Raw genomic sequence first — 25474 nt, 5'->3', positions numbered from 1 at the left:
TGAGACGGCGTAGCACGCTGCTTGTGAACACAGAAATCTTCACGCGAGCCTCCTCTCGCCCGGGGCGCCGAGTATCGACGCTGACCCGGCCTTGCACGGAAATGAGATTGCCTTAGCTGTCGAAAGCTTCGATCCCGAGGTCGTCGCCGGGTTGCTCTGTGAAGATTAATCGCACCACCTGTCTGTCGTGTTGCGCCGGTAGAACCTGCCCTGCAGACCGCGAAGCACCTCGTCAAACCGGGTTCGGCAATGTCGAATGTCGCACCCGTCGGCCGACCGAAAAGGAGTGCGTGGAGGTAGAGACGGACGCTGACTGCATGAGCCGCGTTTTCGCGGCCAAGCTGCGGCCCGGGGAAACTCCCGCTTCGGCCATGCCACCAAAACCTAGACGCTGGTGCCGCTCGATGCGCCGGGTTTGAGAAGCAGGCCGATAACCAGTTCAGGTTTGCGCCCGATGAAACTTGGCCATGGCACGCAGAATACGAGAAGATCCGCAGCTTTGCGCACGATCATTTCGTGGCCGATGGACATGCGGTGATCCTGGTTGCGCACCACTCCAACCAGATTTCCCTGAGTGGCGCCACCGGCAGCCATGTCCACTTCATCAGCTCTCTGCGCCGGATTGCGAAGGACGGGTTTGGCAACTTTCCAGGCAGTTGTGCTACGATGAGGGTTTGGATGCAGCCCTTGCCGCCTGGCGGCCGCATTGCGCCTGTTGGACACCGCTCACGATGGAGCAGAGCGAGCTCAGCCTTCGGGCATCATCCGCCGCATGAACGTGTCCATTAGGAGCACCCTAAAGGCTGGGTAACCAGGCGTGGGACTGTAAAGCATCCCTTCGACAATCAAACTGTTGCGCATGGGCGCGACACTCGACACCTTCACTCCCAGCGCGTCAGCGATGTCGCCAGAACGGTGCGACCCAAGCCAAAAGCCGGACACGGGGCGACGATAGCGAATTTGAGCGGGAGCCAAGCGATTAAATCGCAAGCAAAAAAGCGCGCATTGGGTTCGGCAAGGGTACTCTGCGTCGCCGCCTTGACTTCTTCTGCGGTGACTGATCCAGCCTTCGCTGCATTCCAGCTGTGCTTGCCTCAATCGTCAGAAGGAAAATTTGGGTATCCACCCATCGCGTTGACTATCGCATCAACTGCGCCAAGGCGCGATACTCTCGTCCTCCCGCTCGATAGGCAGGCGGATTATCTTTTGTGCGGAGTTTGCATCCGCGCAGGCATGGAAAGGATGCCCTAAAAGTCAGGTTCTGCACGGAAGCGGCTGCTCGACAGCGGCGGTTCGTTTGGCGATATAGCATAGTCAGAAAAGCGTATGGGCGCTGACGAAGTGTGACGGGATCAGTCAGAAGAGCCACCATGTAACGAAGGCTGCAATGACGATGGTTGCCATGAAGGGCTTGATGTTGCGAGCTTCGCTGCATTCCAGCTGTGCTTGCCTCAATCGTCAGAAGGAAAATTAGGGTATCCACCCATCGCGTCAACTATCGCATCAAGTGCGCCAAGGCGCGATACTCTCGTCCTCCCGCTCAATAGGCAGGCGGATTACCTTCTGTGCGGAGTTTGCATCCGACGCACGCGGCGACCCGGCGTTAGTTCTTGAAGCGGCAGAACATGCGTTTGGCCACGTTGCACTGGCGGTAGATCCTCGGTCCTCCCCGGTGCGGATTGTGCGGGTTGGACGTTGAGGGATGACAGGTGCAGTCCCTCGCTTGGTAAGCCAGCTTCGCAAGGCGTTGCTGTCGTAAGCTTTGTCTGTGGCCAGAACCTTGGACGGCGGCGCGGCATCGATCGCCAGCATGGCGACCATGGCATCATGCGTGTTGCCGGACGTCAGGAGCAGGACGTGGGGGCGGCCCTCTTTCATCGCAGACTGCATGGAGCCTGTTGTGCCTCCTACCTTTGGTGATGCCGTCAGCATGAGCCAGGCCCTTCCTTTTGTGGTGGACCTTGATGCCACACCTGTCGATCCCCTGCGAATTTCGCATTACAAGGTGTGTCAATGGGTCAAGCCAAGAGTGTCGTTAAGCTGTGGATAAGTTTTGGTCTCGTTTGCGAAATGAATGAATCTCCCTCAAGTTTGGCGAAGAAATGTTCAACCATGTACGGCGAGTGGCATAATGCATTCAGAAGTAGACCGGATTGCCGAACTTGCTGAAACAGGCGAGCGGATGATAGAGCGGCTGCGCAAGAAAGCCTTTTTACCGGAAGCGCGCAAGGGGCTGCTCGTGCGGTATGGCATCGCGGAAGCAGCAGCATTGCTGGGATGCAGCACGAACCGCATTCGCATGGCCGAAGACGACGGCCGTCTGCCCTCCCCCCAGGCTACGCAGAGCGGCCGGCGTCCTGGCTATACGATAGAGGAATTGCTTCGCATGCGTCAGGTGCTTGGCGCCAGCCCGATTCGTGCCCCACTGGACAGCCCTGCCCTCATCGCGGTGCAGAACTTCAAGGGCGGGGTCGGCAAATCCACCGTGACGACACATCTGGCGCACTTTCTCGCGGTGCAAGGCTACCGGGTGCTGGTCGTGGATTGTGACAGTCAGGCCACGACGACGACCCTGTTCGGGTTCAATCCGCACTTCAACGTGACTCGCGAGCAGACCCTCTATCCATATCTATCCATCGAGCCGACGCAGAACACCTTGAATTACGCCGTTCAGGCCACTCCCTGGCCCAACGTCGATCTGATCCCATCGAACCTTGAATTGTTTGATGTGGAGTATGAACTGGCCGCAGCAGGCTCTGACGGAGGATCCATTCTCGCAAGCAGATTTCGTAAGCTTAAACAGGGGCTTATTGAATTAGCCAGCGATTATGATGTCGTTCTGCTGGACCCGCCGCCGGCGCTGGGCACCATCAGCCTTGCGGTTATGCAAGCCGCAAATTCGCTCCTGGTGCCGCTGGCTGCAACAACTCCCGATTTCTGTTCGACCGTCCAGTTCCTGTCGATGATGGATCAGGTGAGCGGGCAATTGCGGGAGGCTGGCATTGAAGTGGAGTATGATTTCGTGCGGCTCATCTGCTCCAAATTCGATGCCAATGATCCCAGCCATGCCATGGTGCGCCAGATCATGGAGCAAAGCTTTGGCCCTGCCCTGCTCCCCGTTCCGATCCTTGAGAGCGCGGAGATCAGCCACGCGGCGCTGCGCATGATGACCATTTACGAACTCGAACGCCCGATCGGCACGCCACGCACGCATAAGCGGTGTCGCGCCAACCTCGATGAGGCACTTGCCCAGGTTGAAGCGCTGGTGCGCCGCGGATGGGGTATTGCCGCACCTGCCAGCGAGGAGGCCATCGTCAATGCTGCCTGATCGACGGGGTCGCCGCTGCAAATGCCCTGGTTCAGCAGCGACATTTATTTTCCTACATGGTTGCACACCCTTTAGCTGGCGCGCCTTTTGCAAGGAAACATCATGATGGCGCGAAAGCAATCGGATTATCTCGCTGACATCCTTCAGGAGGAAGAGCAGGTCAGCGGCAGTGACGCCGCATCGCATGGCGTCAGGAGCACGGCGAGAACGCGTGCGCTGAAGGGTGAAGGACCGGCGGATGAGCCAAGCGCCCGTCCTGCCCGACAGGCTCGATCTTCAATGACATTGCTGGGCCGCGAATCAGCACTGGCACGGGTTGCCAGCGGTGAAGTCCGGCAAGTGACACAGATGCTGCTTGACCCGTCACGCGTGCGGCCGTGGGCTGGCAACGCCCGGTCCTATTCCCACCTCAACGCGGACAATTGTCGTGAACTGATCGATTCGCTGATTGCTGAAAACGGGCAGAAGGTTCCGGCGATCGTACGGCGGATCGATGGTGATCCGCTCCACGACTACGAAGTCATTGCAGGCACACGGCGCCATTGGGCAATTTCCTGGTTGAGAGCCAATTCCTATCCTGAGATGCGTTTCGTAGCGCAGGTTGCCGATCTTGACGATGAAGCTGCGTTCCGGCTCGCCGACATCGAAAATCGGGCCCGCAAGGATGTTTCGGACCTTGAACGGGCACGAAATTACGCGGCGGCGCTGAAGACACATTATGGCAATCACATGACGCGCATGGCCGAACGGCTCAAGCTGTCGAAAGGATGGCTGTCAAAGATGATCAAGGTGGCGGGCATTCCCGACGCGGTGATCGATGCTTTCGCCTCTCCGGCAGACGTGCAGCTCAAGCCCGCATACCCCCTCGCCCAGGCACTGGACGACAAGGAACGCTCCCCGGCGATCCGAAAGGAAGCAGCACGACTTGCCAAGCGGCAGGAGGTTCTGGCCGGACGTGGCAGCCCTCCCCTCGCCACTGCCGAGGTGATCTCGCGCTTGCTGGCCGCCGGTGTCGGTAACGGCGTCAAAGCGCCTTTGACCGTCATGCCTGGAATAGACGGCCGGCCGGCGGTGACGATCCAGTCGAGCAATCGCAGCGGGGTGACGCTGCGCCTGCATGCAGGTTCGGGGCTTGATGAGGCCGACGTTCTCGAGCGGATTCGCGATGCGTTGCGCCATCTTGCAGACGAGGGCAGAGGTCTCTCCCGGTGAGTGGCCAGATGCGGACCACCGGCTGTTTCCCCGGGGAAACATGGCGGCGCGTTTCCCCGGGGAAACGGCTTTGCAACAGGAAGCTGACAAGATGACCACCGCGCGCCGGGCTCCAGTACCCGAACGGTTCGACATGTTCCTGCCTTATCTGGTTGACATGCCGATGCGCGACCAGCGCGAGATGATGGAGCGACCGTTCTTTTCGCTGGCAAAGGGCAAACGAGTGAAGCCCATTGATTACACCTCTCCTGATGGCAAGCTGTGGGTGAACGTCTCTGCCAACCCTGCATATGGCATGGCCACGATCTGGGACGCTGACATCCTGATCTACTGCGCCAGCTGTCTGGCCGACATGGCGCGGCGAGGGCTGAACGATGTCCCGCGCACCATCAGCATCATGCCTTACGATTTGCTGCGTGCGATCGGGCGGCCTACCACCGGACGCGCTTATGAGCTGCTTGGCCATGCTCTTGACCGGCTCGTATCGACAACCATCAAGACCAACATCCGGGCAGAAAACCGACGCGAAGCCACATTCTCCTGGCTGGATGGCTGGACCCAGCTGGTGGATGAAAAGACCGAACGTTCCAGAGGCATGACACTGGAACTGTCAAACTGGTTTTGGGAAGGGGTAATGATGAAGGGCGGCGTGCTATCCATTGACCGCGCCTATTTCAATATTACCGGTGGACGCGAACGCTGGCTATATCGCGTTGCACGCAAACATGCAGGCGGGGCAGGCGAGGCGGGCTTCGCCATCGCAATGCCGACCTTGTTCGAAAAGTCCGGTGCCGAGGGGCAATACCGCAGGTTCAAGTTCGAAATCCTGAAACTTGCGGACAAGAATGGGTTGCCGGGTTATCATCTCGCAGTGGAGCAGGGCAGGGGAGGCGAGCCGCTCCTGCGCATGTGCCGGCTCAAGGGTAACGGCGGCGCAGATGCCGCTTCGCTGAGCAGAGAGTGCAGCACCGCTCCTGTGACAGCGGCGATGGATCAGGAACAGGAACCGAAGGCCACGCCGCGTTCCCGTGAGGAACATCTTCAAGATGAGGCTGCACCCTTGCTGGATGCAAAAGTCCTGATCCGTTCGGCGGTCTCCAGCCTGAGTGACGCGGCAACCCGCGGTTTCATCGCCGAGGAAACAAGCGATCACTTGCGGAGCACCTGCCCCGGGTGGGACCTGCATGCCTTGCACGCCGACTTCGAACGGTGGGTTGCCGCAGATCCGGGTCGTATGCCGGCAAATTGGCAGCGTGCTTTCATCGGGTGGGTGAAACGTCACCACGCCAGACATCTGGGCTGATCATCCGGACACTTCGTCCGGCGTTCCCGAAGTGTCGCGTCCTGTCTGAGCCATGCTTTTCCAGCTTGCCAAGCGCATCACATTTGAATGATTTTGGCACTCCGCATTCAGGAAGTGTTTCAATGTCACGCTTCGAAGTGGACGATTTGCGAAACGATCGACACAATGGGAACGGTTTTCGATCCTTCAGGAACGCTCGATCGAACTTTCCGGAACACAGAAGCGACCTTTCAGGAACGATGAACCGGCTTTTCAGGAACGCCACCTGCTAATTTCTCTCCGATATATCAAACGTTTGCAGGCAATTTGCGTTACCTTAACCTCTATAACCGGCTTAACCTTCTCTAACCCGAAGGATCTTTTTGTTTTGTTAGATTCTTGGATAATCGACCATTCGCCCGTTGCGCAGACTTTCGTTTCGTAACGGTACGCTGCGCCACCAGCCCGGTTTCAGGACTGGCGCACCAAAAGATGCTGACCTAGCATGGATCCCGGTACGGTAGGACCATCAGGTCAGCAGGGGAGAGTTTCGTGGAACGAGCCGTCAAGCGTTGGATTGTGACGCACCGTCGCAACCGTGTGATGGGTGCGGCAAACAGGCTCGCGATGCGCTTCTTGAACGCGTACAACAACACCGGCTGTTATGATTTCGACAATAATGGGGAAGGTTTCGCGCTGCGTATTTTTGCGCAGCATGCACCGCTGCGGCCGGTCATATGGGATGTAGGCGCACACAAGGGGGAGTATGCGCTCGAAGCGCACGCGACAGTGCCCGATGCACAGGTCGTCTCGTTCGAGATCATTCCTCAGCTTGCCCGTCAACTGGGAGAGCACGTCGATCCGCGATGGTGCGAGATCCGGGAGATGGGTCTGTCGGACAGTGCAGGGGTCGTGGAAGTCGTCTGGAACAAGCGCGCGGATACTACCAACTCCATCAAGCCGCTCGCAAACGAATTTTTTGCCCACGACGATCTGGAAAAGGTCGAATGTCCGATATCCACTATCGATCTGCTGGTGCAGGCTGGCGCCCGGGCACCCCATTTCCTCAAGATCGATGTCGAGGGGCACGAACCTGCCGTTCTGCGCGGCGCACGCAACCTGCTGCATGGGCCGGACGCGCCGCTTGTCATACAGTTCGAGTACGGAATGACATGGATCCCTGCATCAGGCCTGTTGCATGACGTGCAGATGATGCTTGAGCAGGCAGGCTATGGAGTAGGCCGGTTGTTCCCCGATCATGTTGCGTTCAAAACCTACGACTGGAACGACGAGCATTTTCGCATGGGCAACATGATTGCTGTAAAAGATCCGGACCTGCGGCGTGCACTGGCATGATCACCATAACCGGCGTCTGATGTGGCGACGCGGGTGCTCAATCTATCGGCGGCCCGGAATACTCGTATTGATCACGTCGGGACGCTTGCACAATGCGCGAGGCAAGCGGCAGTAGGCCCCGCTGGTGCGACATAGCTCTCCTCCAGACGCCAAGCCGCCTTTACACCCTCACTCACGCTCACGCAGGCTCACGCAGCCATTCCAGCCTTGCCGCGCCTCCACCAGCTAAAGCAAACCGGGCTCCGCAGTGGAGTGCACGAGCCAGGGCAGGGCGCCTGGAAGCTCCACCAGGATTAATTGCCGGCTTCCTCAATATAAGCGATCACGGCCTTACGATCCTGCGGGTTTGCCAATCCGGCAAAGGCCATGCGGTTGCCGGGAAATACTTCGCGTGGCCGCTCAAGCCAGTGGTCAAGCAAAGCGGCAGTCCAGACCCCGTCTGCACCCGCCAATGCTTGCGAATAGCCGAAGCCGGGCTGTTTACCGACAGGCGAACCCATGATCCCGTGCAGGTTCGGACCGATCCTTGCTGCGCCGCCTTCCTCGATGGTGTGGCAGGACAAGCATTGCAGATAAACCCGCTTTCCCTTTGCAGCCAGCGGCGACAATGCCGCCATGTCGGCAGCAATGCCCGCGTCCTGCTGCACAGCTGATCCCACGGCCATTCCCGTACCCGCTGCCGCACCGGTGGCACGATCAGTCGATGCATCTTCGCTGCCGCCTCCGCAGCCGGCGAGTGCCAGCGCCAGCACAGCGGCCATCCCTATAAAGTGCCTTCGCCTCTGTGTCGGAGCCAAGCCCCAGTGATGTTCACCAGCCATGAATTTGCACACTTTCATATGTTGCAGCGCCCGTTTTTCGTGCTTGCGTTATCGGCTGCAGGGCCAATACAATCAAGCGCGTGCCGCGACCAAGACAATCGGCTCGCTGTCAGGCGATCCTGCTCGTGTCGTCAGTGCCCAGATTCGTGCGCCCGCCAGTTTCTACCGAGCCAGCACCGTGAAGGTCCGGGGGAGGGGAGTGGGGTTGAGTTGAATGGCAACAGCCTCTGGCACGACGGGACGGGTCGCGTTAGTATAGCGCAAGCTGTCGTAAGCCGGTGCCTGATCCTTGAGCGAGTAGATGCCTTGCAAAATCTGCCAATCCTGTTGCTGATCGCTCCTCTGCTTGCTGCGTGCAGCGCAACACCTGCCAGCAGGAATGAAGCCCCTCTTGCGGTTGCCGGTCGCGGTTCGGCAGTGGTGCAGCTTTCCACACCGCAGATGCGAGGGGCAGAGTTCGCGCAGGCACATTGCAGCGGGTGCCATGCAATCGCGGCGGGGCAGACATCGCCCAATCCAGACGCGCCGCGCTTCGAAGCTGTCGTCAACACGCCGGGACTGTCGCAGGCGAGCCTTGCCAGCTGGCTCGCCAATTCGCACAATTATCCTGACGTCATGAACTTTGCCATTGCTCCGGCGCAGCTTGACGATGTGGCGGCCTATATGCTGACCCTGCGCAGCGCTCATTACCGACCGCCGATCCAGTAATCAGCGTCAGACGCCCGCCTCAAGGCTCGACGATGGCGAAGTCGAGTTGCGGCATATCCAGCATGGCAACCAATTGCGCGATCGGCGCTTCCTCGCCTGTCAGGGACGCCTGCCCCGCGCCGATCGCGGCATTGATGTCGAGCTGACCATAGAGAATGCCCAGCAACACAGGCTTGGGTGCGGTCAGCGTCGGCGCGCCGGCAATGACATGCCCGGCTTCGCTGACCAGCACGGCATTGCCAAGCGTCACACCGAACTGCTTGCCATCGCCGGCAGTGACGAGGTTGAAGGCCAGCCGGGTATCGCCCGCCCGCTCAGGATCCAGTGTCGTTGCAACAAAGTCGAGCAGATCGCCAAAGGGGGTAGCCTGGGCCAGTGCGGACGGTCCCGCGCTTGGGTAGGCATCCGGCCCCTGGCGCAATTCGCGCGCGCCGGTCAGGTAGATGTTGCGCCACACCGCGCTTTCCGTCTGATATCCAAGCTGTTCGTAGCTGTCGGCGAGCAGGCGGCGCGATTGCATGTCGGCGGGATCGGCAAAGACGCCATTATGCGCAAGCTCCGCCGACCAGCGATAATCGCCCGCAGCAAAGGCCGCGCCTGCCGCACGGTGCAGCGCCTCCGCGCCGCCAAGCGCGTCGACCAGCCGTTTGGCGCGCGCGACCGGCGGATGCGGGTTGAGATTGGCGGGAATGCCATCGTACCACCCCATGTACCGGTCATAGACAGCCTTGGCATTATGGCTGACCGTGCCGTAAAACCCGCGCACGGACCAATCGTCGCGCAACGCTTGCGGCAGGCGCAGATGCTCCGCGATCTCGGCCGGGGTCTCGCCCATGTTCATTCGCCGCACCGTCTGGTCGTGGATGTATTTGTATGCGTCGCGCTGATGGGCAAGATAGGTGCGGATCGTGTCGTTGCCGAACCGTGGCCAATGGTGGGACGCGAACAGGACTTGTGCTTTGTCGCCCCACATCCGCTGTGCCTCGGTCAGCGCCTGCGCCCATGCCTTGGCGTCGCGCACTTCGGCACCGCGCAGGGTCTGGATGTTGTGCAGGGTCGAGGTGGCGGTTTCCGCCGTGCTCAGCGCCTTTAGCGCCGGGATATAGAAATTGAACTCGACCGGTGCTTCGGTCCCCTGCGCCATTTGAAACACGATGTCGATGCCATCGATGGTCACCGTCTCGCCCGTGTGGCTGATCTCGCGCGTAGGGGGGATGAAATTCTGCTCGCCCGCGGCAATGGCGGTGCCCATGCCCATGCCGACATGGCCCCTGGGATCGCGCGGCAGGAAAAGACCGAATTGATAGAACGATCGCCGCCCCATCGCATTGCCGGCCATGACCCATTCGCTGGTGACCGCATCGGTGAAGCCTTCGGGCGCGATGATCTGCACCTTGCCCGCGGCGACATCGGCGGGGTCGACGACACCTGCCACGCCGCCAAAATGGTCGGAGTGGGAATGGGTGTAGATGACGGCCAGCACCGGCTTGTTCGCCACATGTTGCCGCAAGAGATCAAAGGATGAGCGGGCAACTTCGGTCACCGTCAGCGGATCGATAACGATCCAGCCATTGGGCGTTTCGACAAAGGAGATGTTGCTGTTGTCGAAATTGCGCACCTGGTACAATCCGGGCACCACCTCGTACAGGCCTTCGTTGCGCAGCACGCTGTTGTGCCGCCACAACCCGGGGTTCACCGTGTCGGGCGCGTCGCCTTCGATGAAATCATTGCCGCCAAGGTCCATGGACGGTCTGCCATCGTCCTGCCGGATGATGCGCTCGGGCCAGGTGGCGATGAAGCCCCTGCTGGCGAAATCCCGGTCGCGCGGATCGGGCGGCGGCAGATCGCGCGCGGCAGCCGCCTGCGCCTGTTTTGTGGCGGCGGTTGCATCACGCTGGAGCGGAGCGTCCTGCGCCAAAGCGGGCATCGCGTAAGATACCATCAGGATTGTCATCAGCGAACGGCTCAAAATGGGCATCAGATCTCTCCTGTCTGGTATAAGCTTGCGGTATCGAAGAACAATCGATCCCGGCAAAGCCGTGACCTGCCCAAACTGGGCGTCTCATGGCGACAGGATACTGGCTACGTTGCGGGATGTGCCGAAGAAGAACTGCCGACAAGGCTGGTTTCGCGGAGGGAGGACGCGTTTGGACGCAGATTTCGTGATCGTGGGTGGCGGGTCCGCCGGTTGCGTGCTTGCCAATCGGCTGTCGGCGGATCCATCCTGCCGCGTCGTTCTTATCGAGGCGGGCGGCACCGGCAAAGGCTTCATGGTGTCGATGCCCGCAGGATTTGGCGACACGATCAGCAAGCCCGGACACTCCTGGCATTATCACAGCGCGGCAGAAGATGCGATCGCGGGACGCCAGATGCTGCTGCCGCGCGGCCGCGGACTGGGCGGTTCGTCCAACATCAACGGGCTGCTTTACGTGCGCGGCCAGCACGAGGATTATGACGATTGGGAACGCGGCGGCGCGACCGGCTGGGGATGGGACGATGTTGCACCCCTGTTCGCCCGCAGCGAAACCTACGCCAACGCCAACGCCAACGCCAACGCCAGCGATGCTGCTGACCCACGGGGCCGTCGCGGCCCTTTGCGCGTTGAGGAGGATGCGCATGACGACCCGACCAGCCGCGCCGTGCTTGATGCGTTCGAACAGATCGGCGTGCCGCGCAATCCCGATTACAATACAGGATCGCAGCTAGGGGCGTTCCATTACCAGCTGACGGTATACGGCGGCAGACGCTGTTCGGCGGCGGACGCTTTCCTGCGCCCCGTGATGCAGCGCCCGAACCTTCAGGTCATCACCGACGCGCATTGCCGCCGCGTGCTGTTCACCGGCCGCCGCGCCGACGGGGTGGAAATCGAGCAGCGCGGCGCGACCCGCATTATCCGTGTCGCGCGCGAAATCATCGTGGCAGCAGGGGCCTATCATAGCCCGCAGATCCTGATGCAATCGGGCATTGGTCCTGCTGGCGAGCTTGCCCGCAACGGCATTGCCGTGCTGCATGACAGCGCGCAGGTCGGTGCCAATCTTCAGGATCATTTCATCCTGACGATGAGCTGGCGGCTGCGCGCCGGCGCGTTCAGCTACAATCGCGAACTTGGCGGCGCACGGCTGGTGTGGAACGTGCTGCGCTACGCCGCGACGCGCAAGGGGCCGATGACCATTCCGGCGGCGCAGACCGGCGCGTTCGTCAAATCCGATCCGGCGGTGTACCGGCCCGACATCCAGTTCCACTGCCTGCCCGTAAGCGGCGAATTGGACCAAGGTGAGCGGGTGCTGTCCCCCTATCCCGGTCTGTCGCTGGCGCCTTGCGTGCTGCGGCCACGCTCGGTGGGGCATGTCAGCCTTGCCGGACCCGATGCGCGCACGCCGCACATCGTGCACAATTATCTGACCGACGAGGATGATCGCCGCCTTTCGCTTCGCGCGATGCGGATGGCGCGCGAACTGGTGGCAACGCCGGCGCTTTCCACCATGGTGGAGCGCGAGGCCTATCCAGGCGCTGCTGCCGGAACGGATGATGAGTTGCTCGATTACGCGCGCCGCTTCGGCAACACCGGTTACCATCCGGTCGGCACTTGCCGGATGGGCAGCGACGAAAATGCCGTCGTCGATCCGCAATTGCGGGTGCGCGGGGTCGATGGGCTGCGCGTGATCGATGCGTCTGTCATGCCGCGCATCGTATCGGGCAATACCAACGCCGCTGCCATCATGATCGGTGAAAAGGGCGCTGACATGATCATGCAGCGGGTTTGAGCATGATGTCCTGACGAATTTTATGGGAGTTGACCGCCGATGCTTTCGATCCTGCTTGCCGCCAGCGCGTTGGCGCTGCCTTCCGAAGATCAATGCCGAGCCGCCGCTCTGGACCCCGATGCGGCGCTGGCGCAGGCGATCGGCCTGCAAGGCTATATCTACGGCTTTCCCATCGTCGATCTGCTGCGGCAGCAGCATGACGAAACACACCGGGTACGCGCGGATCAGCCGGTTGCCGCACCCACCAATCGCATCGCGATCTATCCCGGTGTGCTGACGCCGGCGACGCAGGGGCAATTGCGCGCCGCAAACGCCGATACGCTGTACCTCAATGCCTGGACCGATCTTTCGCACGGGCCCGTGCTCCTCGACCTGCCGGAGCTGGGCGAGCGGTATTACACGCTCGGCTTCTTCGATCTTTACGGCAAGCCGCACCATCTGGGCACGCGCACCAATGGCGGAAAGGCGATGCGTTACGCGCTTGTCGGACCGTCGGGCGGCGAGATACCGGCGGGATACGAGCCGTTCCGCCTGCCGACCGATACCGCCTGGATGCTTGGACGCATCTTTGCCCGGGACAGCGGTGACGAGGCCCGCGCGCTCCAGCTCGCACAAGCAATGCAGATGCGCGGCGTCGCCGGCGATCCGGTGAGCGATGCGCAGCCGATGAAGCCTTATGACAGCCTGTTGTTCTACGCCATGCTCAATCAGGCGCTGAAGGCGCTGCCGCCCGTCGCGGGGGAGGAGGCGTTGATGACCGCCTTCGACACTGCGGGATTTGGCCGGAACAGCACTTTTGACACAGCCGCGTTGTCACCCGGGCAGATGACGGGGCTGGGCTGCGCCTTGCGCGTCGGACCGCAGGTGCTGCTGCAGCATGGTTTCAAGCCGACGCAGACCGGCAATGGCTGGCTGTCGTCGAGTGCAGTGGCCGCGCCGGGGCACGACCATCTGCTGCGCGCGACGATTGCCAAGGGCGGCTATGCCAATGAACCGGCAGAATCGATCTACCCCGCCGCGATCATGGACAGCACCGGGCAGATGCTGGACGGCAGCAACACCTATCGCATCCGCTTCGCCAAGGGGCAGACGCCGCCGGTCGATGCGTTCTGGTCCATGACGCCATATGATCGCACCACCTTGCAGTTGACTGAAAACCCGCTGCAACGGTACTCGATCGGCAACCGGACGCAAGGCCTGCGCACCAATGCCGATGGATCGCTCGACATCGTCCTGTCGCACACGGCACCGGCGCAGGGCACTGCCAACTGGCTGCCGACACCCGCAGGCGGATATCACCTCGTGACCCGCATGTACCTGCCCCGCGCCGAAGCGCTGGATGGCAGATATGTCCTGCCGGTGATCGAACGGCTTCCGCATAATCCGTAGCGCTTCGTTCAACACGCATAAAAACAGAACAGAAACGGGGAATTCATCATGACCAAGCAAATCGCCGCCTGTCTCATCGCCGGCACCAGCCTGCTGGCGCTGGGCACCCAGGCGTTCGCGCAGGATGCCGATGTCGAGCGGATTGAAACAGGTGCCGGCAATCTCGACGTCATCCTCGTGACCGCGCAGAAACGCGCGCAGAACCTGCAGGACGTGCCCATCGCGATCAGCGCGATCGGCGCCGACAAGGTGGAGCAACTGGGTATCCAGGATGCCCGCGACCTCAGCGGTCTTGCCCCCAACGTGACCGTGGTCGGCGGCACGGTCAGCAACACGTCCGCCGTGGTGTCGATCCGCGGTATTGCGTCGGGGGCGCAGGAAACCTTCGGCATCGACAGCAACAATGCCATCTATGTCGATGGCATCTACATCGCCCGCAACGGTGCCGCCGGGCTTGACGTCGCTGACATCGAACGGATCGAGGTGCTGCGCGGCCCGCAAGGCACGCTGTTCGGACGCAACACCACTGGCGGCGCGATCAGCTTTGTCTCACGTGCGCCGTCCGATGATCTGCGCGTGCAGGCAGAAGCCGGCTATGGCAATTTCGACAGCTGGAACGCCAAGCTGTCGGTTGATCCGGGTGAAATCGCCGGCATCCGCACCAGCTTTTCCTATTCGCACCGGGAACGCGACGGTTATGTCGACAACATCCTGACGCCAGATTCGCGCGACCCCGGCGCACTGCGGCAGGACAGCTACCGCGCGGCGGCTGCCTTCGACCTCGGCAGCACCGGCAGCGTGCGCTACATTTTCGATTATGCGAAGGTGCGCGGCGTACCAACCGCGTTTCAGCTGACCAATGTGGCCGACGGTTCCCCGCGCCCGCCGGTGAGCGTCGACGGGCAGCTCGTGACTGTCACGCAACAGGCGCCGGTCGCGCAATATCTCGCCAATGCGGAGTTTCTGGAACCCGGTTGCGCCGCCCTGGGCGTTCCCACGAAGGAATACCGTGACACGCTGTGCCTCAACAGCCAGGGTCGATCCACCGACGAGATCTATGGTCATAATTTTCAGGTCATCAACGATTTCGGCGGGTTCCAGGTCAAGACGCTGACCGGCTTCCGCTTCTGGAACAATGAAATTCTCGGCAGCGACATCGATGGGCTGGGCACCATTCGCGGCCCGCTGTTTTCGCAAGCCTCGCTGCTGAACGGCCTCCCCGAAGAACTGCTGGCCTTCATCCCCACAATCCCCGAAGCGGCGCGCCCGTTCATTGCCAATGCAGAAGTGCCAACGACGACCGCCGATCTGTTCACCACGTCCAATGATCGCAAGCACAAGCAATTCAGCCAGGAAATCGAGTTTTCCGGTGATGCGAGCGCGTTCGACTGGGTCGCCGGCGGTTTCTACTTCTGGGAAAAGGGATCGGAGGACAATCCGCAGACCAGCGTCTTCGTGCTCGACACCAATCAGATCTTCCTTGGCAGTTTCGGTGCGCTTGGTCCCGCGCTTGCCGCCGCCAATCCGGAACGGTATCGCGCGGTCGTGACGCCGGCGGTGCTGCGCTATACCGCCACCAATGAAAGCTATGCGCTTTACGGGCAGACGACGGTCTATCCCGCTGGCCGCGATGCGCCGTTGAGCGTCACGGCGGGCGCGCGCTACACCTGGGATGAGCGCACGATCGTGCGGCTGCAGAACGGTCCGGTGCCGGCGGACGGTGTCGAACGGGGCAATCAGGATTTCAGCCGGTTCACCTGGAACCTGATGGGACGCTATGAATTCACGCCCGAAATCAGCGTCTATGCCCGCGCCGCCACCGGCTATCGCTCCGGCGGGTTCAACGCGCAGGATCCGGTCATCCCCGGCACCAACCAGATCCCCTCGTTCGACGAGGAAACGGTCATGTCCTACGAGATCGGCTTGAAAAGCGAGCTGTTCGATCGTGCAGTCCGGCTGAACGTGGCGGGATATTACAACCAATATGACGATCTGGCCGTGGTGGTGCCGCTTGCCGGACCGCCGGGCACTTTCGGCTCGCGCATCGCCAATGCCGGCAGCGTCGATTACAAGGGTGTCGAAGCCGACATCCAGGCGATCCTCAACCGCAATTTTTCCGTCGACGGGTCGATCGGCTATGTCGACATCAAGTACAAGGAGTTCCTGGCCGGCCGTCCGCTCGAAGGAGGGGAGCCGGTCAACATCGCATCGGTGATCACGCCGGGCTATACCTCGCCGCTGACGGCCAATGCCGCGCTTAACGCCCGGTTCGACGTTGGCTCGCGCGGCATCGAGTTGATCGGGCGAGTAGGTTACACCTATGAGGACGGCAAATACAGCTTCAGCAGCGACATCAGTTCGCCATTCAACGAGGAGCTGAAAGGCGGCAACCGTCACCTGCTCGATGCGCAATTGACGCTGGCGGGCGTCACGCTGGGCGGCGCGGAGGCCGAGGTGATGATCTGGGGCAAGAACCTGCTTGACGATGTCGATCTGTTCCGCGGGATCGATTTTGGCCAGCTGGGCTTTGCCGGTGGCTATTACAGCCCGCCGCGCACCTATGGCACGACAGTGCGGGTGAAATATTGATGGTGGGATGAGCAGCCGCTGTCTGGCCTTCTGTCCGGCAGGGCAGCGGGCCAGACGCCTGCCAAACACGCACCGCTCTGCACCAGGGACAAGACAAGATCGGGGTCTACCACAGGCTTTAGCGCATCAACATCTGGCGGCGGATCTGGCAGAGCTGCGGTCACCGGCTCAACATCATGCACCCGATGACGAAAGCACCTGATGACAGCCAGTTAAGCAACTTTGCTGCTACCCCTGATGCTGGTCCTCGCCACTGCCATTTGCGCTTTAGCTTCAATCCAAATGCTGTTGTCCTGCCCGCTGGCAAGCTCTCCAGGTAGTGCAATCCGGATCGATCCTGAGCCTCTTGCCAGGAGGCGAACCCAGACAGGACTGCAAGGATGATCCCCGAGACAAACGGCGTCGCATCGCTGACTGAAACAAGGTTCGTGGCCAGCGCGCCACCGTTGATTGCCACCAGCGTCGCGAGCAGCCAAGCGGCCATGGCTTGTGCCCTGATGTAATGGTTCTCTGATAATCGTTTGCGCTCGGCCCGGTGCTCATTCTGCTCATCGGGCAGTTCCCACTGTTCGACAGGCTGAGGCTGGAAAATTCTGTTAAGTGAATCCATGGCAAACGGCCTTGCCAATTGCTGACGGCGTTCGCAATTGTACTATGTTGATGGTCACATATCGGATTGTATCGACCCTAAGTGGCCCATTGCTTGACTGGATCGGCCGCAGCACTCTGCGGATGTGTGACGCACAGGTGCCGATTGACAATCTCCTGTCACCTCGCGTGTCGCTCCCTCGCATTCAGATCAACAAGGCTACGGATGTTCATTTGTGTTCTGCGGCAAGGTGTTTGCCTTCCTTGCCGCAGTAGGGTTGCGGCATATGTAAACCGCGCAAGGACCGGATGGCTGTGCTAGCTATCGCGTCCGAACTCTTCGCCGTGCTCGCTGACAATACGCGCGCCGACGGACAAAGCCGTATCGATGACCATGGTGAGCACCAGAAACAGGTCAAGGTTACCATAGACCACGCGCCCGGCGAGCGACCAGGTGATGGGTCAGGGGCTCGACCTCAATGGCATGCAATTTGCCAAAATTGACAGAACTGGCCTGAAGCCCGTCATGCGCGCCGGTGCTGATCCCGGTTCTGGTTACGGTCTGGTGATTGTTTCGGCACAAGCGCAGCCCATCTGCAACCAATACAATTACTGTCGCGTCGCCCTATCGGCTGACGATGCGGCGCTGCATGAACTCGGTCAGTCCGTCGATCCCCATTTCGGCGCCAAGGCCGGACTGCCGCGCACCGCCAAAGGGAATATGCGGCGTGACATCCAGATGCTTGTTGACCCACACCGTGCCTGCCACAAGCCGCTCGGCCAGCGCTTCGGCTCTGGCAGGATCGGCGGACCATACAGATGCACCGAGGCCGAAATCGCTGGCATTGGCGCGCCGCACGGCATCATCCTCATCGGCAAAGCGAATGATGGGGAGCACTGGCCCGAACTGCTCTTCATCAACGATCCGCACGCCTTCTGCGACATCGCGCACGATCGTCGGGCGGATGAAGTAGCCAGGACCATCATTGCTGTCGCCGCCAGCAATAATGACACCTGCGCCACGCGCCTCCTCGATCATGGCGCGCACCTTGTCGTATTGCGCGCGGTTCTGCAGCGGCCCGAACTCGGTTCCTTCCTCAAGCCCATTGCCGACCACCGCCGCCTCTGCAATCCTGGCAAGCGCGTCGCACAGTTCATCGTAGATCGCATCGTGCACGAACAGGCGCTTGATCGCGATGCACACCTGCCCGCTGTTGGCAAACGCTGCTGCAAAGATGGCAGGCGCGATCTGCGCCACATCCACATCGTCGAGCACGATTGCCGCATCATTGCCACCAAGCTCAAGCGTCATCCGCTTGATGGTGTCGGCCGATCCAGCATAAACCTTGCGCCCCGTCGCGGTCGAACCTGTAAAGCTTACCTTCGCAACGTCGCGATGCGCGGCAAGTTGCCCGCCCAGATCGTTGCAATCGGCGATGATGTTGACCACGCCGGGCGGTGCAATCCGTGCGATCAGCCGGGCCACCATCAAGGTCGACAGCGGCGTGGTTGGCGCGGGCTTCACCACGATCGTATTGCCCGCCAGCAACGCCGGCGGCAGCTTGAACGCCACCATCATCAGCGGGAAATTCCATGGCACGATCGCGGCCACCACGCCCAGAGGCAGGAACTGCTCCACCACCTTGCGCTCCGGCTCATCGACGAGGGTCTGGCCGGGTGCGTCGAACTGGGCGGTCGCGCGGAAGAAATAGGCCGCGCCATGAACTTCCTGCATCGCCTGCGCGATCGGCTTGCCTTGTTCCTGCGTCAGCACGGCGGCAATATCGCTTGCCGCCCCTTCAATGGCATCGGCCATCTGCAATAGCACGGCGCGTCTGTCCTGCCATGATCGTGCAGACCAGGCGGGGAAGGCTGCCTTTGCCGCTGCCACTGCCTCTTCAAGCTGGGCGGCGCTGGCGCGTGGCGCGTGAGCGAACAGTTTGCCGGTCGCCGGGTTGATGACGTCCATCTTCTGATCGCCATCGACCATATTGCCGTTGATAAGCATCTGATAATTCATGGCATGCTCCTTGTCCTGAACGTTGATGTAGCCGCATCGGTGCCTGGAGACAGGGCCAGGCCACTCAAAATGAGCGGCAGGCGCCGCGCAGCATCGCTGCTTGTGTCTAAGACGGCATGACCGATTTACCAACTCGCACGAAAGGCAGGGTATATGAGCCGGCCCACCAGCAACATCGACATCTTTTCCCCCGAAGCCTATCTTGACGATATTGAACTGGCGAGCCGAGCCAGAGCGATGCGGGCGCAAGGTCCGCTCCTGTGGATCGACCAGGCGCCTTATCGGCCATTCTGGGCGGTGTTGCGCCGCGACGACATCATGGCGGTGGAACGCGATGGCAAAACCTGGCTTGCCGAACCGCGCCAGACGTTGATCCCGCGCGACATCGAAGATGGCATCATCGCGCAATTTGGCAAGCGCACCGGGCCTGTGCGCACCCTGCTCGACATGGATGGCGCCGACCATCGCAACCACCGCAATGTGACACAAGGCTGGTTCAATTCGCGCGCACTTGCCCGGTTGCGCGGCCGCATGGATGATCTGGCGCGTGAGTATGTGGATCGGCTTGCCGCACAAGGCGGCGAATGCGATTTTGTGGATACGGTCGCGGTGCCGTTTCCGCTGATCATGATCACCTCGATCCTCGGCCTGCCGGACAGCGATGCGCCATTGGTCCTGCGGCTGACGCAGGAATTGTTCGGCGCGCAGGATCCCGAACGCCAGCGCAGCGGCGATGCCGGACAGGAAGCGGCAAACGAGTTCTTCGGCTATCTCGCCGGGATCGTCGCGCAGCGGCGTGCACAGCCGACGGACGATCTCATGTCTGTGATCGCCAATGCGACCATCGATGGCGCGCCGCTCGCCGACATGGATGTCCTGTCGTACGGCATGCTGCTCGCCACCGCCGGACATGACACCACCAGCTCGGCAATCGGCGTCGGCATGATGCAGCTTGCCCGCCACCCCGATCAGTTCGCCAGACTCAAGGATGACCCCGCGCTCATCCCGCTCGCCGCGCAGGAGATCTTTCGCTGGTCCACCCCGGTGCGCCATTTCATGCGGACGGCAGCAGTCGATACCGAGCTTGCCGGACAGCAGATTGCCGCAGGGGAGAGCGTGGCGCTCATGTATCTGTCCGGCAATCGTGATGAGGCCGCGTTCGATGCAGCGGAACAATTCCGTGTCGACCGGTCACCCAACCGCCATGTCGCCTTTGGTCATGGCGCACATCATTGTTTGGGCCGGGCACTCGCTGAAATGGAGGTGGAGGCGCTGTTCGGCGAAATCGCGCGCCGGGTGGACAGCGTGGAGATCGCCGGCCCCATCGAATGGGTGCGCACCAATTTTACCGGCGGGTTGCGTCACCTGCCGATCCGTTACCGGATGGCAGGCGCGGCCTAGCTCTGCCTACGGACAGGCGCGGTCATGGATTTCCACCACGGCTGCGCCTGTTCCACCTGCGCGGCAAGCGAGAACAGCGTGGCTTCCGCGCCATAGCGGCCGGTCATCTGCACCCCGATCGGCAGGCCCTTGGCGGATAATGCGAGCGGCAGCGACATGCTGGGCTGCCCCGTCACATTGAACAGGCCGGTAAATGGCGTGAAGGCCGAAACCTCCTCGCCCCATGCGGTGAAATCCGCCGGCGACAGGCCAAGGCGGCCAACCGGCGGCGGCGGCGTGGCCAGTGTGGGCGACACGATGATGTCGTAATCCTCCATGAACACGCCGACGGCGTAGGCGGCGCGCTGGAATGTTTCATGCGCGCGGGCCACCGCCGCGCCATCGGTCTGCTTGCCGATGTTGTAGAACATGAGCGGCACGGGTTCCAGCACGTCGGGGGAGGGGGCGATGCCCGTCTCCTTCGCCCGCGCATCGATCCGCGCGACCATCGCCGTCGACAGCAATGCGAAATTGGCCGCGCCCAATGCGGCAACATCAACCTTGGGCGCAGCTTCTTCCACCTTGTGGCCAAGCGACTGGAGCAGGCGGGCTGCATCGCGCGCCGCCGCCACGCATTCGGGATCGACCGGCGTTCCGGCCGGCGGCGAAAGCGCCAGCGCCACGCGCAGCTGACCCGGATGCTTGCGCAGATAAGACAGGAACGTGCCATCGGGCGTTGGCGCGCTGTAACGCGAGCCGGGTTCGATCCCATGTGTCATATCGAGGAGCAGGGCGGAATCGCGAACCGATCGCGTGACCGCGTGATGCACCGACAATCCGCCCCAGCCTTCGGTCAGGCCCGGCCCCATCGGCACGCGACCGCGGCTCGGTTTCATGCCGAACAGGCCGCAGCAGCTGGCCGGAATGCGGATCGACCCGCCGCCATCTGTCGCATGCGCCATCGGCAGCACGCCTGCGGCCACCGCCGCGCCCGACCCGCCGCTCGACCCGCCGGCGATCCGCTCCGGATCCCACGGATTGCGGGTGATGCCGGTGGCGGCGGATTCGGTCGTCGCGGTCAGCCCGAATTCCGGGCTGGTGGTCTTGCCGAAGATGACCAATCCCGCCTGCTGATGACGCCGCACCAGCTCGGAAGTGAATTGCGAGATGTTGCCTGCGTAATAGCGGCTGCCTTCGCCTGCCGGCGTGCCTTCCAGATTGGTGTTGAGATCCTTCAGCAGCCACGGCACCCCCCGGAAGGGGCCATCGGGCAAACCTGCCGCGATCGCCTGTTTCGCCCGGTCGTAGAACTTGTGCGCCATGAAATTGAAGCGCGGGTTCGTCTCCTCCACCCGCGCGACGGCAAGGTCGAGTAGTTCGGCCGCGCTCACCTGCCGCGTCGTCACCAGCCGGGCCAGACCGATGGCGTCGAAATCATCCAGCAGCTCCATGCGACGCACGGCGGCCATCGCCGTGGCCGGCAGGGCCGCGACCACAGCACCGGCAGCGCCAGTCGCGAGCACCTTGCGTCGGGAAAGACTGGTCATTGCGGGCTGCTCCTCATCATGGGACTTCGTCATCGTGTTCGCCAAGTGCCGGCGGCGGGAGGCGCACGGCGAAGGTAAAATCGGTCATGCGGATCGGCAGCGCGTATTGCAATGTCGTCGCACCGCCGCCGGTCACCTGCACCACCATGCCGCGCGCCTGCGTATTGGGGTGATCCAGCGTCTCGCCCAAGGTCATGACCGGCGCGACGCAGGCATCCACATCGGCGAACACGCTGGTCCATTCGGCCAGAGTGCGGCTGGCGATCGTGTCGGCGACCTCCTGCGTGGCGGCGTCCAGCCTTGCGCCCATGTCCCATCCGCGCCCGACCAGATCCGGCCGGTCGATGGCGGCGCAAAATGCCTGCCAGAACTTGGGTTCAAGCGCGCCAACGGCAAGATAGCGGTCATCGGCGGTGCGGTAAGTGCGATAACACGGCAGTCCGCCGGTCAGGATATCGCGTCCAGGCACGGGATCGTCCCCGCCGAACATCATTTTTGATGACAGGCTCGCGATGTTGAGCGCCATGGCGGCATCGGTCATGGCGATATCGACATGACGCCCTTTGCCGCTGCGCTGCACGTCGAACAGTGCGGCGAGAATGCCGACCGCCGCGGTCAAGGATCCGCCGCCCAGATCGGCCAGCGGCACCGCGCCGGGGGCAGGGCGCCCGCCGTCGGTCGCGTTCTGGCCGACGATGCCAGCCTGGCACTGGTAATTGATGTCGTGCCCCGCCTTGTGCGCCAGTGGCCCGTCCTGCCCGTAACCGGTGATCGAGCAGTAAACGAGCGCCGGGTTGATCGCCTGCGCTTCGTCCCAGCCGAGCCCGAGCCGCGCCATCACGCCGGGCCGGAAACCTTCGACCAGCACATCGGCCTTGGCGATCATGCGGCGCGCGGTCGCCAGCCCCGCCTCGTCCTTCAGGTCGAGCACGACGGATCGCTTGTTGCGGTTGGTCATGTGGAAAATGCCGCCGGGCGGACTGCCTGCAGGGCCGCGCGCCGCATCGCCGGTGCCGGGCGGCTCCACCTTCACGACATCGGCGCCAAGATCGGCAAGGAATTGCGTGCACACCGCGCCGGGCAACAGCGCGGTAAAATCGAGCACGCTGACGCCGGCCAGCGGTTCGCCAGCCATCAGCCGCTCTCCAGATCGCGGAAGGGAACATTGCGGTCGGTGCGGATCTCGCCCGGCAGGCCGAGAATGCGTTCCGCGATGGTGTTCTTCTGGATCTGGTCGGTGCCGCCCGCGATCCGTGCGCCTGCTCCTGACAGCCAGAGCGTCTGCGGCAAAGCCCATTGCTGGCCAAGATCCTGCGCCGCAATCAGCCCTTCGGCACCGCCAAGTTCGACCGCCAGCGCGCCGCCTGTCTGAAACGCGCGCGCACCCACCAGCTTGACCGCCGCCATTTCGGGACCGGGGCTTTCCCCGCGCGAGATGGCGCTCATGCCGCGCTTGACGATCAGTTCCACGCCGAACTGCCGCAAATAGCAATCGACGATCCCGGCGCGCACATTGTCATTCTGGATCGCCGGCCGCCCACCCCAGCGCACCTGCTTGGCAAGCGCGATCAGCCGGTTGTAAAGATCGCCGCCGAACTGTTCGCCAAGCGAGAAACGCTCCTGCATCAAGGTGCCGATCATGATCTTCCAACCCTGATCCTCGGCGCCGAGCCGCATGGTGTCGGGAATGCGCACCTCGTTCATAAACACTTCGTTGAAATGCGCATCATTGGTGGCCTGGCGGATCGGCCTGACCTCGACACCGGGAGCCTTCATGTCCATGATGAACATGGTCAGCCCCTTGGACTTGGGCTTGTCCCAGTCGGTGCGGGCCAGCACGATACCATAATCGGCGAAATGCGCGCCCGATGTCCACACCTTCTGCCCGGTGAGCAGCCAGTCATCGCCCCCGTCATCGCCATCACGCACCGCCCGCGTGCGCACATTGCCAAGGTCGGACCCGGCGGCGGGTTCGGAAAACATCTGACACCAGATGTCTTCGCCCTTGAGCGCGGGAGCAAGGAACCGCTGCTTCTGTTCGTCGGTGCCCCACATGGCGACGGTCGGCAAAGCAGTGCCAAGGCTGACCTCGAACACGAGGCTGGGCACAAGAAAACGCGCTTCTTCCTGCGCATAGATGATCTGTTGGGCAGGTGTGCCGCCCAAGCCGCCCATCTCCCTGGGCCAGGGGATCGCTGCGTATCCGGCAGCCGCCTTGCGGGCCTGCCATTCTTTTGCCGCGGCAAGATAGGCGGCATGATCAAGGCCGTCGCCAAACTTGTCCTCTGCTCCGACACGGGGCGCGGCATTGGCGGCAAGCCACGCGCGAACCTCGTTCCGGAAAGAGGCTTCTGCGGCGGTGTCGTTGAAGTCCATCAGGCATCCTCCCCGATCAATTCGCGGGCAAGCCGTTCCTGCCACCAGAACCGGTTGCCGATGATCTGCGCCAGCCAGCGCGCACGCCGCAGGTGCAGATGGCAGTCCATGTCCGAGGTAAATCCGATGCCGCCATGCAGATGCAACCCTTCTTCGGCGCACAGCGTATAGGCTTCGGTCGCGGCAAGCCGGGCCGCGGCAGCCGCGCGCGGCAGTTCGGGCGCACCGGTCGCCAGCGCCCATGCGCCGTAATAGGCATGGCCGCGCGCAAGTTCCACTGCGGTATACATCTCGGCGAGCTGGTGCTTGACTGCCTGAAACCCGCCGATCGGCCGGCCAAAGGCAATCCGCTCCCGCGCAAAATCACGCGCTGCGTAAAGCGCGCGCTCGGCCCCGCCGACCTGTTCAAAGGCCAGCAACACCGCCGCGCCATCGGTGACGCGTTCGGCAATCGCGGCCCCGCCCGATGCGGCGAGGACGGCGACCGGCGCCGTGTCGCACGCGATGCGCGCCAGCGGCCGGGTAGGATCGAGCGAGGTCTGCGCCGAACGCGTCACACCCTTGCCGGCAAGTTCCACCAGCACAAGCGCATCGCCGGCAAGCGCCACCAGCACATCTGCCACCATGCCATCGGGCACCGCATTGAAAATGGCGGTCAGATGCGTGCCATCAAGCTTGGCCGGGGCGCCAGGCAAGGCATGCTGATCGTCCTGCGCGATCATGGCGGTGCCGATTGCCTGTCCGCTCGCCAGGCGGGGCAGCCATTCGCCTTGCTGCGCGTCATCTGCGGCAAGGCGCAGCGCTTCGGCCGACATGTATATGGACGACAGCAGCGGCACGGCGGCGAGCGCGCGGCCCGCTTCCTCCGCGATCAGGCACAGTTCCAGCAGGCCCATGCCCGCGCCGCCATGGCGTTCGGGCAAGGCGACGCCCAGTGCACCCAATTTGGCAAGCTGCTGCCAGGTGCCATCGTCATGCGTCGCCGCACCCTCAAGCACCCGGCGAACGGCAGCAGAGGTGCTGTGCGTCGTCAACATGCGCCGCACTTCTTCCTGAAGCCGGCGCTGATCCTCGTCAAAGTCGAAGTTCATCGGCGTGTCCCCCGATCCATACA

21 protein-coding genes are annotated in these 25474 nt (G+C 62.2%); 9 read left to right on the top strand and 12 right to left on the bottom strand.

What is annotated here, in order from left to right; all coding sequences use genetic code 11:
- Positions 1–384: 384 nt before the first annotated feature.
- The 3 genes from RM533_RS07530 to RM533_RS07525 form a co-directional block, all read right to left on the bottom strand.
- Positions 385–594 (bottom strand): hypothetical protein, encoded by a 210-nt coding sequence (locus RM533_RS07530; protein ID WP_311340611.1) that lies wholly within the window; start codon positions 592–594, stop codon positions 385–387.
- A gap of 153 nt (positions 595–747) precedes the next feature.
- Positions 748–990 (bottom strand): DUF8462 domain-containing protein, encoded by a 243-nt coding sequence (locus RM533_RS13755; protein ID WP_489752973.1) that lies wholly within the window; start codon positions 988–990, stop codon positions 748–750.
- Positions 991–1503: 513 nt separating this feature from the next.
- Positions 1504–1878 carry a transposase gene (locus tag RM533_RS07525; RefSeq protein WP_311340610.1) on the bottom strand — a complete coding sequence of 125 codons (375 nt, stop codon included), beginning with the start codon at positions 1876–1878 and terminating at the stop codon, positions 1504–1506.
- A 253-nt stretch (positions 1879–2131) separates the two neighbouring features.
- On the opposite strand from RM533_RS07525, the gene RM533_RS07520 reads away from it, so the two are divergent.
- The 4 genes from RM533_RS07520 to RM533_RS07505 all read left to right on the top strand — a co-directional run bounded on the left by RM533_RS07520 (position 2132) and on the right by RM533_RS07505 (position 7178).
- The gene (locus RM533_RS07520) at positions 2132–3328 is read left to right on the top strand and encodes an AAA family ATPase (RefSeq protein WP_311340609.1); all 1197 of its coding nucleotides are present in this window, start codon (positions 2132–2134) and stop codon (positions 3326–3328) included.
- Between the two features lie 105 nt (positions 3329–3433).
- Positions 3434–4540, top strand: a complete 1107-nt coding sequence (locus RM533_RS07515; protein WP_311340618.1) for a ParB/RepB/Spo0J family partition protein — start codon at positions 3434–3436, stop codon at positions 4538–4540.
- A gap of 91 nt (positions 4541–4631) precedes the next feature.
- Positions 4632–5843 carry a replication initiator protein A gene (locus tag RM533_RS07510; RefSeq protein ID WP_311340608.1) on the top strand — a complete coding sequence of 404 codons (1212 nt, stop codon included), beginning with the start codon at positions 4632–4634 and terminating at the stop codon, positions 5841–5843.
- 606 nt (positions 5844–6449) lie between these two features.
- The gene (locus RM533_RS07505; protein WP_311340607.1) at positions 6450–7178 is read left to right on the top strand and encodes an FkbM family methyltransferase; all 729 of its coding nucleotides are present in this window, start codon (positions 6450–6452) and stop codon (positions 7176–7178) included.
- 293 nt (positions 7179–7471) lie between these two features.
- On the opposite strand, the gene RM533_RS07500 is transcribed toward RM533_RS07505, so the two are convergent.
- Together RM533_RS07500 and RM533_RS07495 are read right to left on the bottom strand one after the other, a co-directional pair.
- Positions 7472–7939: a c-type cytochrome gene (locus tag RM533_RS07500; RefSeq protein ID WP_311340606.1), complete on the bottom strand. Its 468-nt coding sequence runs from the start codon at positions 7937–7939 to the stop codon at positions 7472–7474.
- 222 nt (positions 7940–8161) lie between these two features.
- Positions 8162–8311 carry a hypothetical protein gene (locus RM533_RS07495; protein ID WP_311340605.1) on the bottom strand — a complete coding sequence of 50 codons (150 nt, stop codon included), beginning with the start codon at positions 8309–8311 and terminating at the stop codon, positions 8162–8164.
- On the opposite strand from RM533_RS07495, the gene RM533_RS07490 reads away from it, so the two are divergent.
- A complete protein-coding gene (locus tag RM533_RS07490; RefSeq protein WP_311340604.1) occupies positions 8306–8707 on the top strand; it encodes a c-type cytochrome in 402 nt (133 codons plus the stop codon). The two genes, RM533_RS07495 and RM533_RS07490, sit on opposite strands and share 6 nt — an antisense overlap.
- Positions 8708–8726: 19 nt before the next feature.
- Here the strand turns inward: RM533_RS07490 and RM533_RS07485 are convergent, their stop codons facing one another.
- Positions 8727–10685: an alkyl/aryl-sulfatase gene (locus RM533_RS07485; RefSeq protein ID WP_311340603.1), complete on the bottom strand. Its 1959-nt coding sequence runs from the start codon at positions 10683–10685 to the stop codon at positions 8727–8729.
- A gap of 169 nt (positions 10686–10854) precedes the next feature.
- Between RM533_RS07485 and RM533_RS07480 the strand changes: the two genes are divergently transcribed.
- The 3 genes from RM533_RS07480 to RM533_RS07470 are packed head-to-tail and all read left to right on the top strand — an operon-like array spanning position 10855 to position 16449.
- A complete protein-coding gene (locus tag RM533_RS07480; RefSeq protein ID WP_311340602.1) occupies positions 10855–12471 on the top strand; it encodes a GMC family oxidoreductase in 1617 nt (538 codons plus the stop codon).
- Between the two features lie 39 nt (positions 12472–12510).
- Positions 12511–13860 carry a DUF1254 domain-containing protein gene (locus RM533_RS07475; RefSeq protein WP_311340601.1) on the top strand — a complete coding sequence of 450 codons (1350 nt, stop codon included), beginning with the start codon at positions 12511–12513 and terminating at the stop codon, positions 13858–13860.
- Between the two features lie 48 nt (positions 13861–13908).
- On the top strand, positions 13909–16449 hold the full coding sequence (locus RM533_RS07470; RefSeq protein ID WP_311340600.1) for a TonB-dependent receptor: 2541 nt from the start codon (positions 13909–13911) through the stop codon (positions 16447–16449).
- Between the two features lie 160 nt (positions 16450–16609).
- On the opposite strand, the gene RM533_RS07465 is transcribed toward RM533_RS07470, so the two are convergent.
- Positions 16610–17077, bottom strand: coding sequence for a hypothetical protein (locus RM533_RS07465; protein WP_311340599.1), 468 nt, complete (start codon positions 17075–17077; stop codon positions 16610–16612).
- Positions 17078–17662: 585 nt separating this feature from the next.
- The gene (locus RM533_RS07460; RefSeq protein ID WP_311340598.1) at positions 17663–19057 is read right to left on the bottom strand and encodes an aldehyde dehydrogenase family protein; all 1395 of its coding nucleotides are present in this window, start codon (positions 19055–19057) and stop codon (positions 17663–17665) included.
- A gap of 153 nt (positions 19058–19210) precedes the next feature.
- On the opposite strand from RM533_RS07460, the gene RM533_RS07455 reads away from it, so the two are divergent.
- Positions 19211–20458 carry a cytochrome P450 gene (locus tag RM533_RS07455; RefSeq protein WP_311340597.1) on the top strand — a complete coding sequence of 416 codons (1248 nt, stop codon included), beginning with the start codon at positions 19211–19213 and terminating at the stop codon, positions 20456–20458.
- Here RM533_RS07455 and RM533_RS07450 read toward each other — a convergent pair.
- The 4 genes from RM533_RS07450 to RM533_RS07435 are packed head-to-tail and all read right to left on the bottom strand — an operon-like array spanning position 20455 to position 25451.
- Complete coding sequence (locus tag RM533_RS07450; RefSeq protein ID WP_311340596.1) at positions 20455–22017, bottom strand: amidase; 1563 nt, start codon at positions 22015–22017, stop codon at positions 20455–20457. The genes RM533_RS07455 and RM533_RS07450 overlap by 4 nt on opposite strands.
- Complete coding sequence (locus RM533_RS07445; protein WP_311340595.1) at positions 22001–23119, bottom strand: CaiB/BaiF CoA transferase family protein; 1119 nt, start codon at positions 23117–23119, stop codon at positions 22001–22003. The genes RM533_RS07450 and RM533_RS07445 overlap by 17 nt, the downstream gene beginning before the upstream one ends.
- The gene (locus RM533_RS07440) at positions 23119–24360 is read right to left on the bottom strand and encodes an acyl-CoA dehydrogenase family protein (protein WP_311340594.1); all 1242 of its coding nucleotides are present in this window, start codon (positions 24358–24360) and stop codon (positions 23119–23121) included. Before RM533_RS07440 ends, RM533_RS07445 begins: the two co-directional genes overlap by 1 nt.
- Positions 24360–25451, bottom strand: coding sequence for an acyl-CoA dehydrogenase family protein (locus tag RM533_RS07435; RefSeq protein WP_311340593.1), 1092 nt, complete (start codon positions 25449–25451; stop codon positions 24360–24362). Before RM533_RS07435 ends, RM533_RS07440 begins: the two co-directional genes overlap by 1 nt.
- Positions 25452–25474: the final 23 nt, after the last annotated feature.

This window comes from Croceicoccus esteveae (genome assembly GCF_031846435.1).
GTDB classification, from domain to species: domain Bacteria; phylum Pseudomonadota; class Alphaproteobacteria; order Sphingomonadales; family Sphingomonadaceae; genus Croceicoccus; species Croceicoccus esteveae.
Note: the sequence above shows the minus strand (reverse complement) of the source record. Positions and strands in the feature narration are given on the sequence as shown.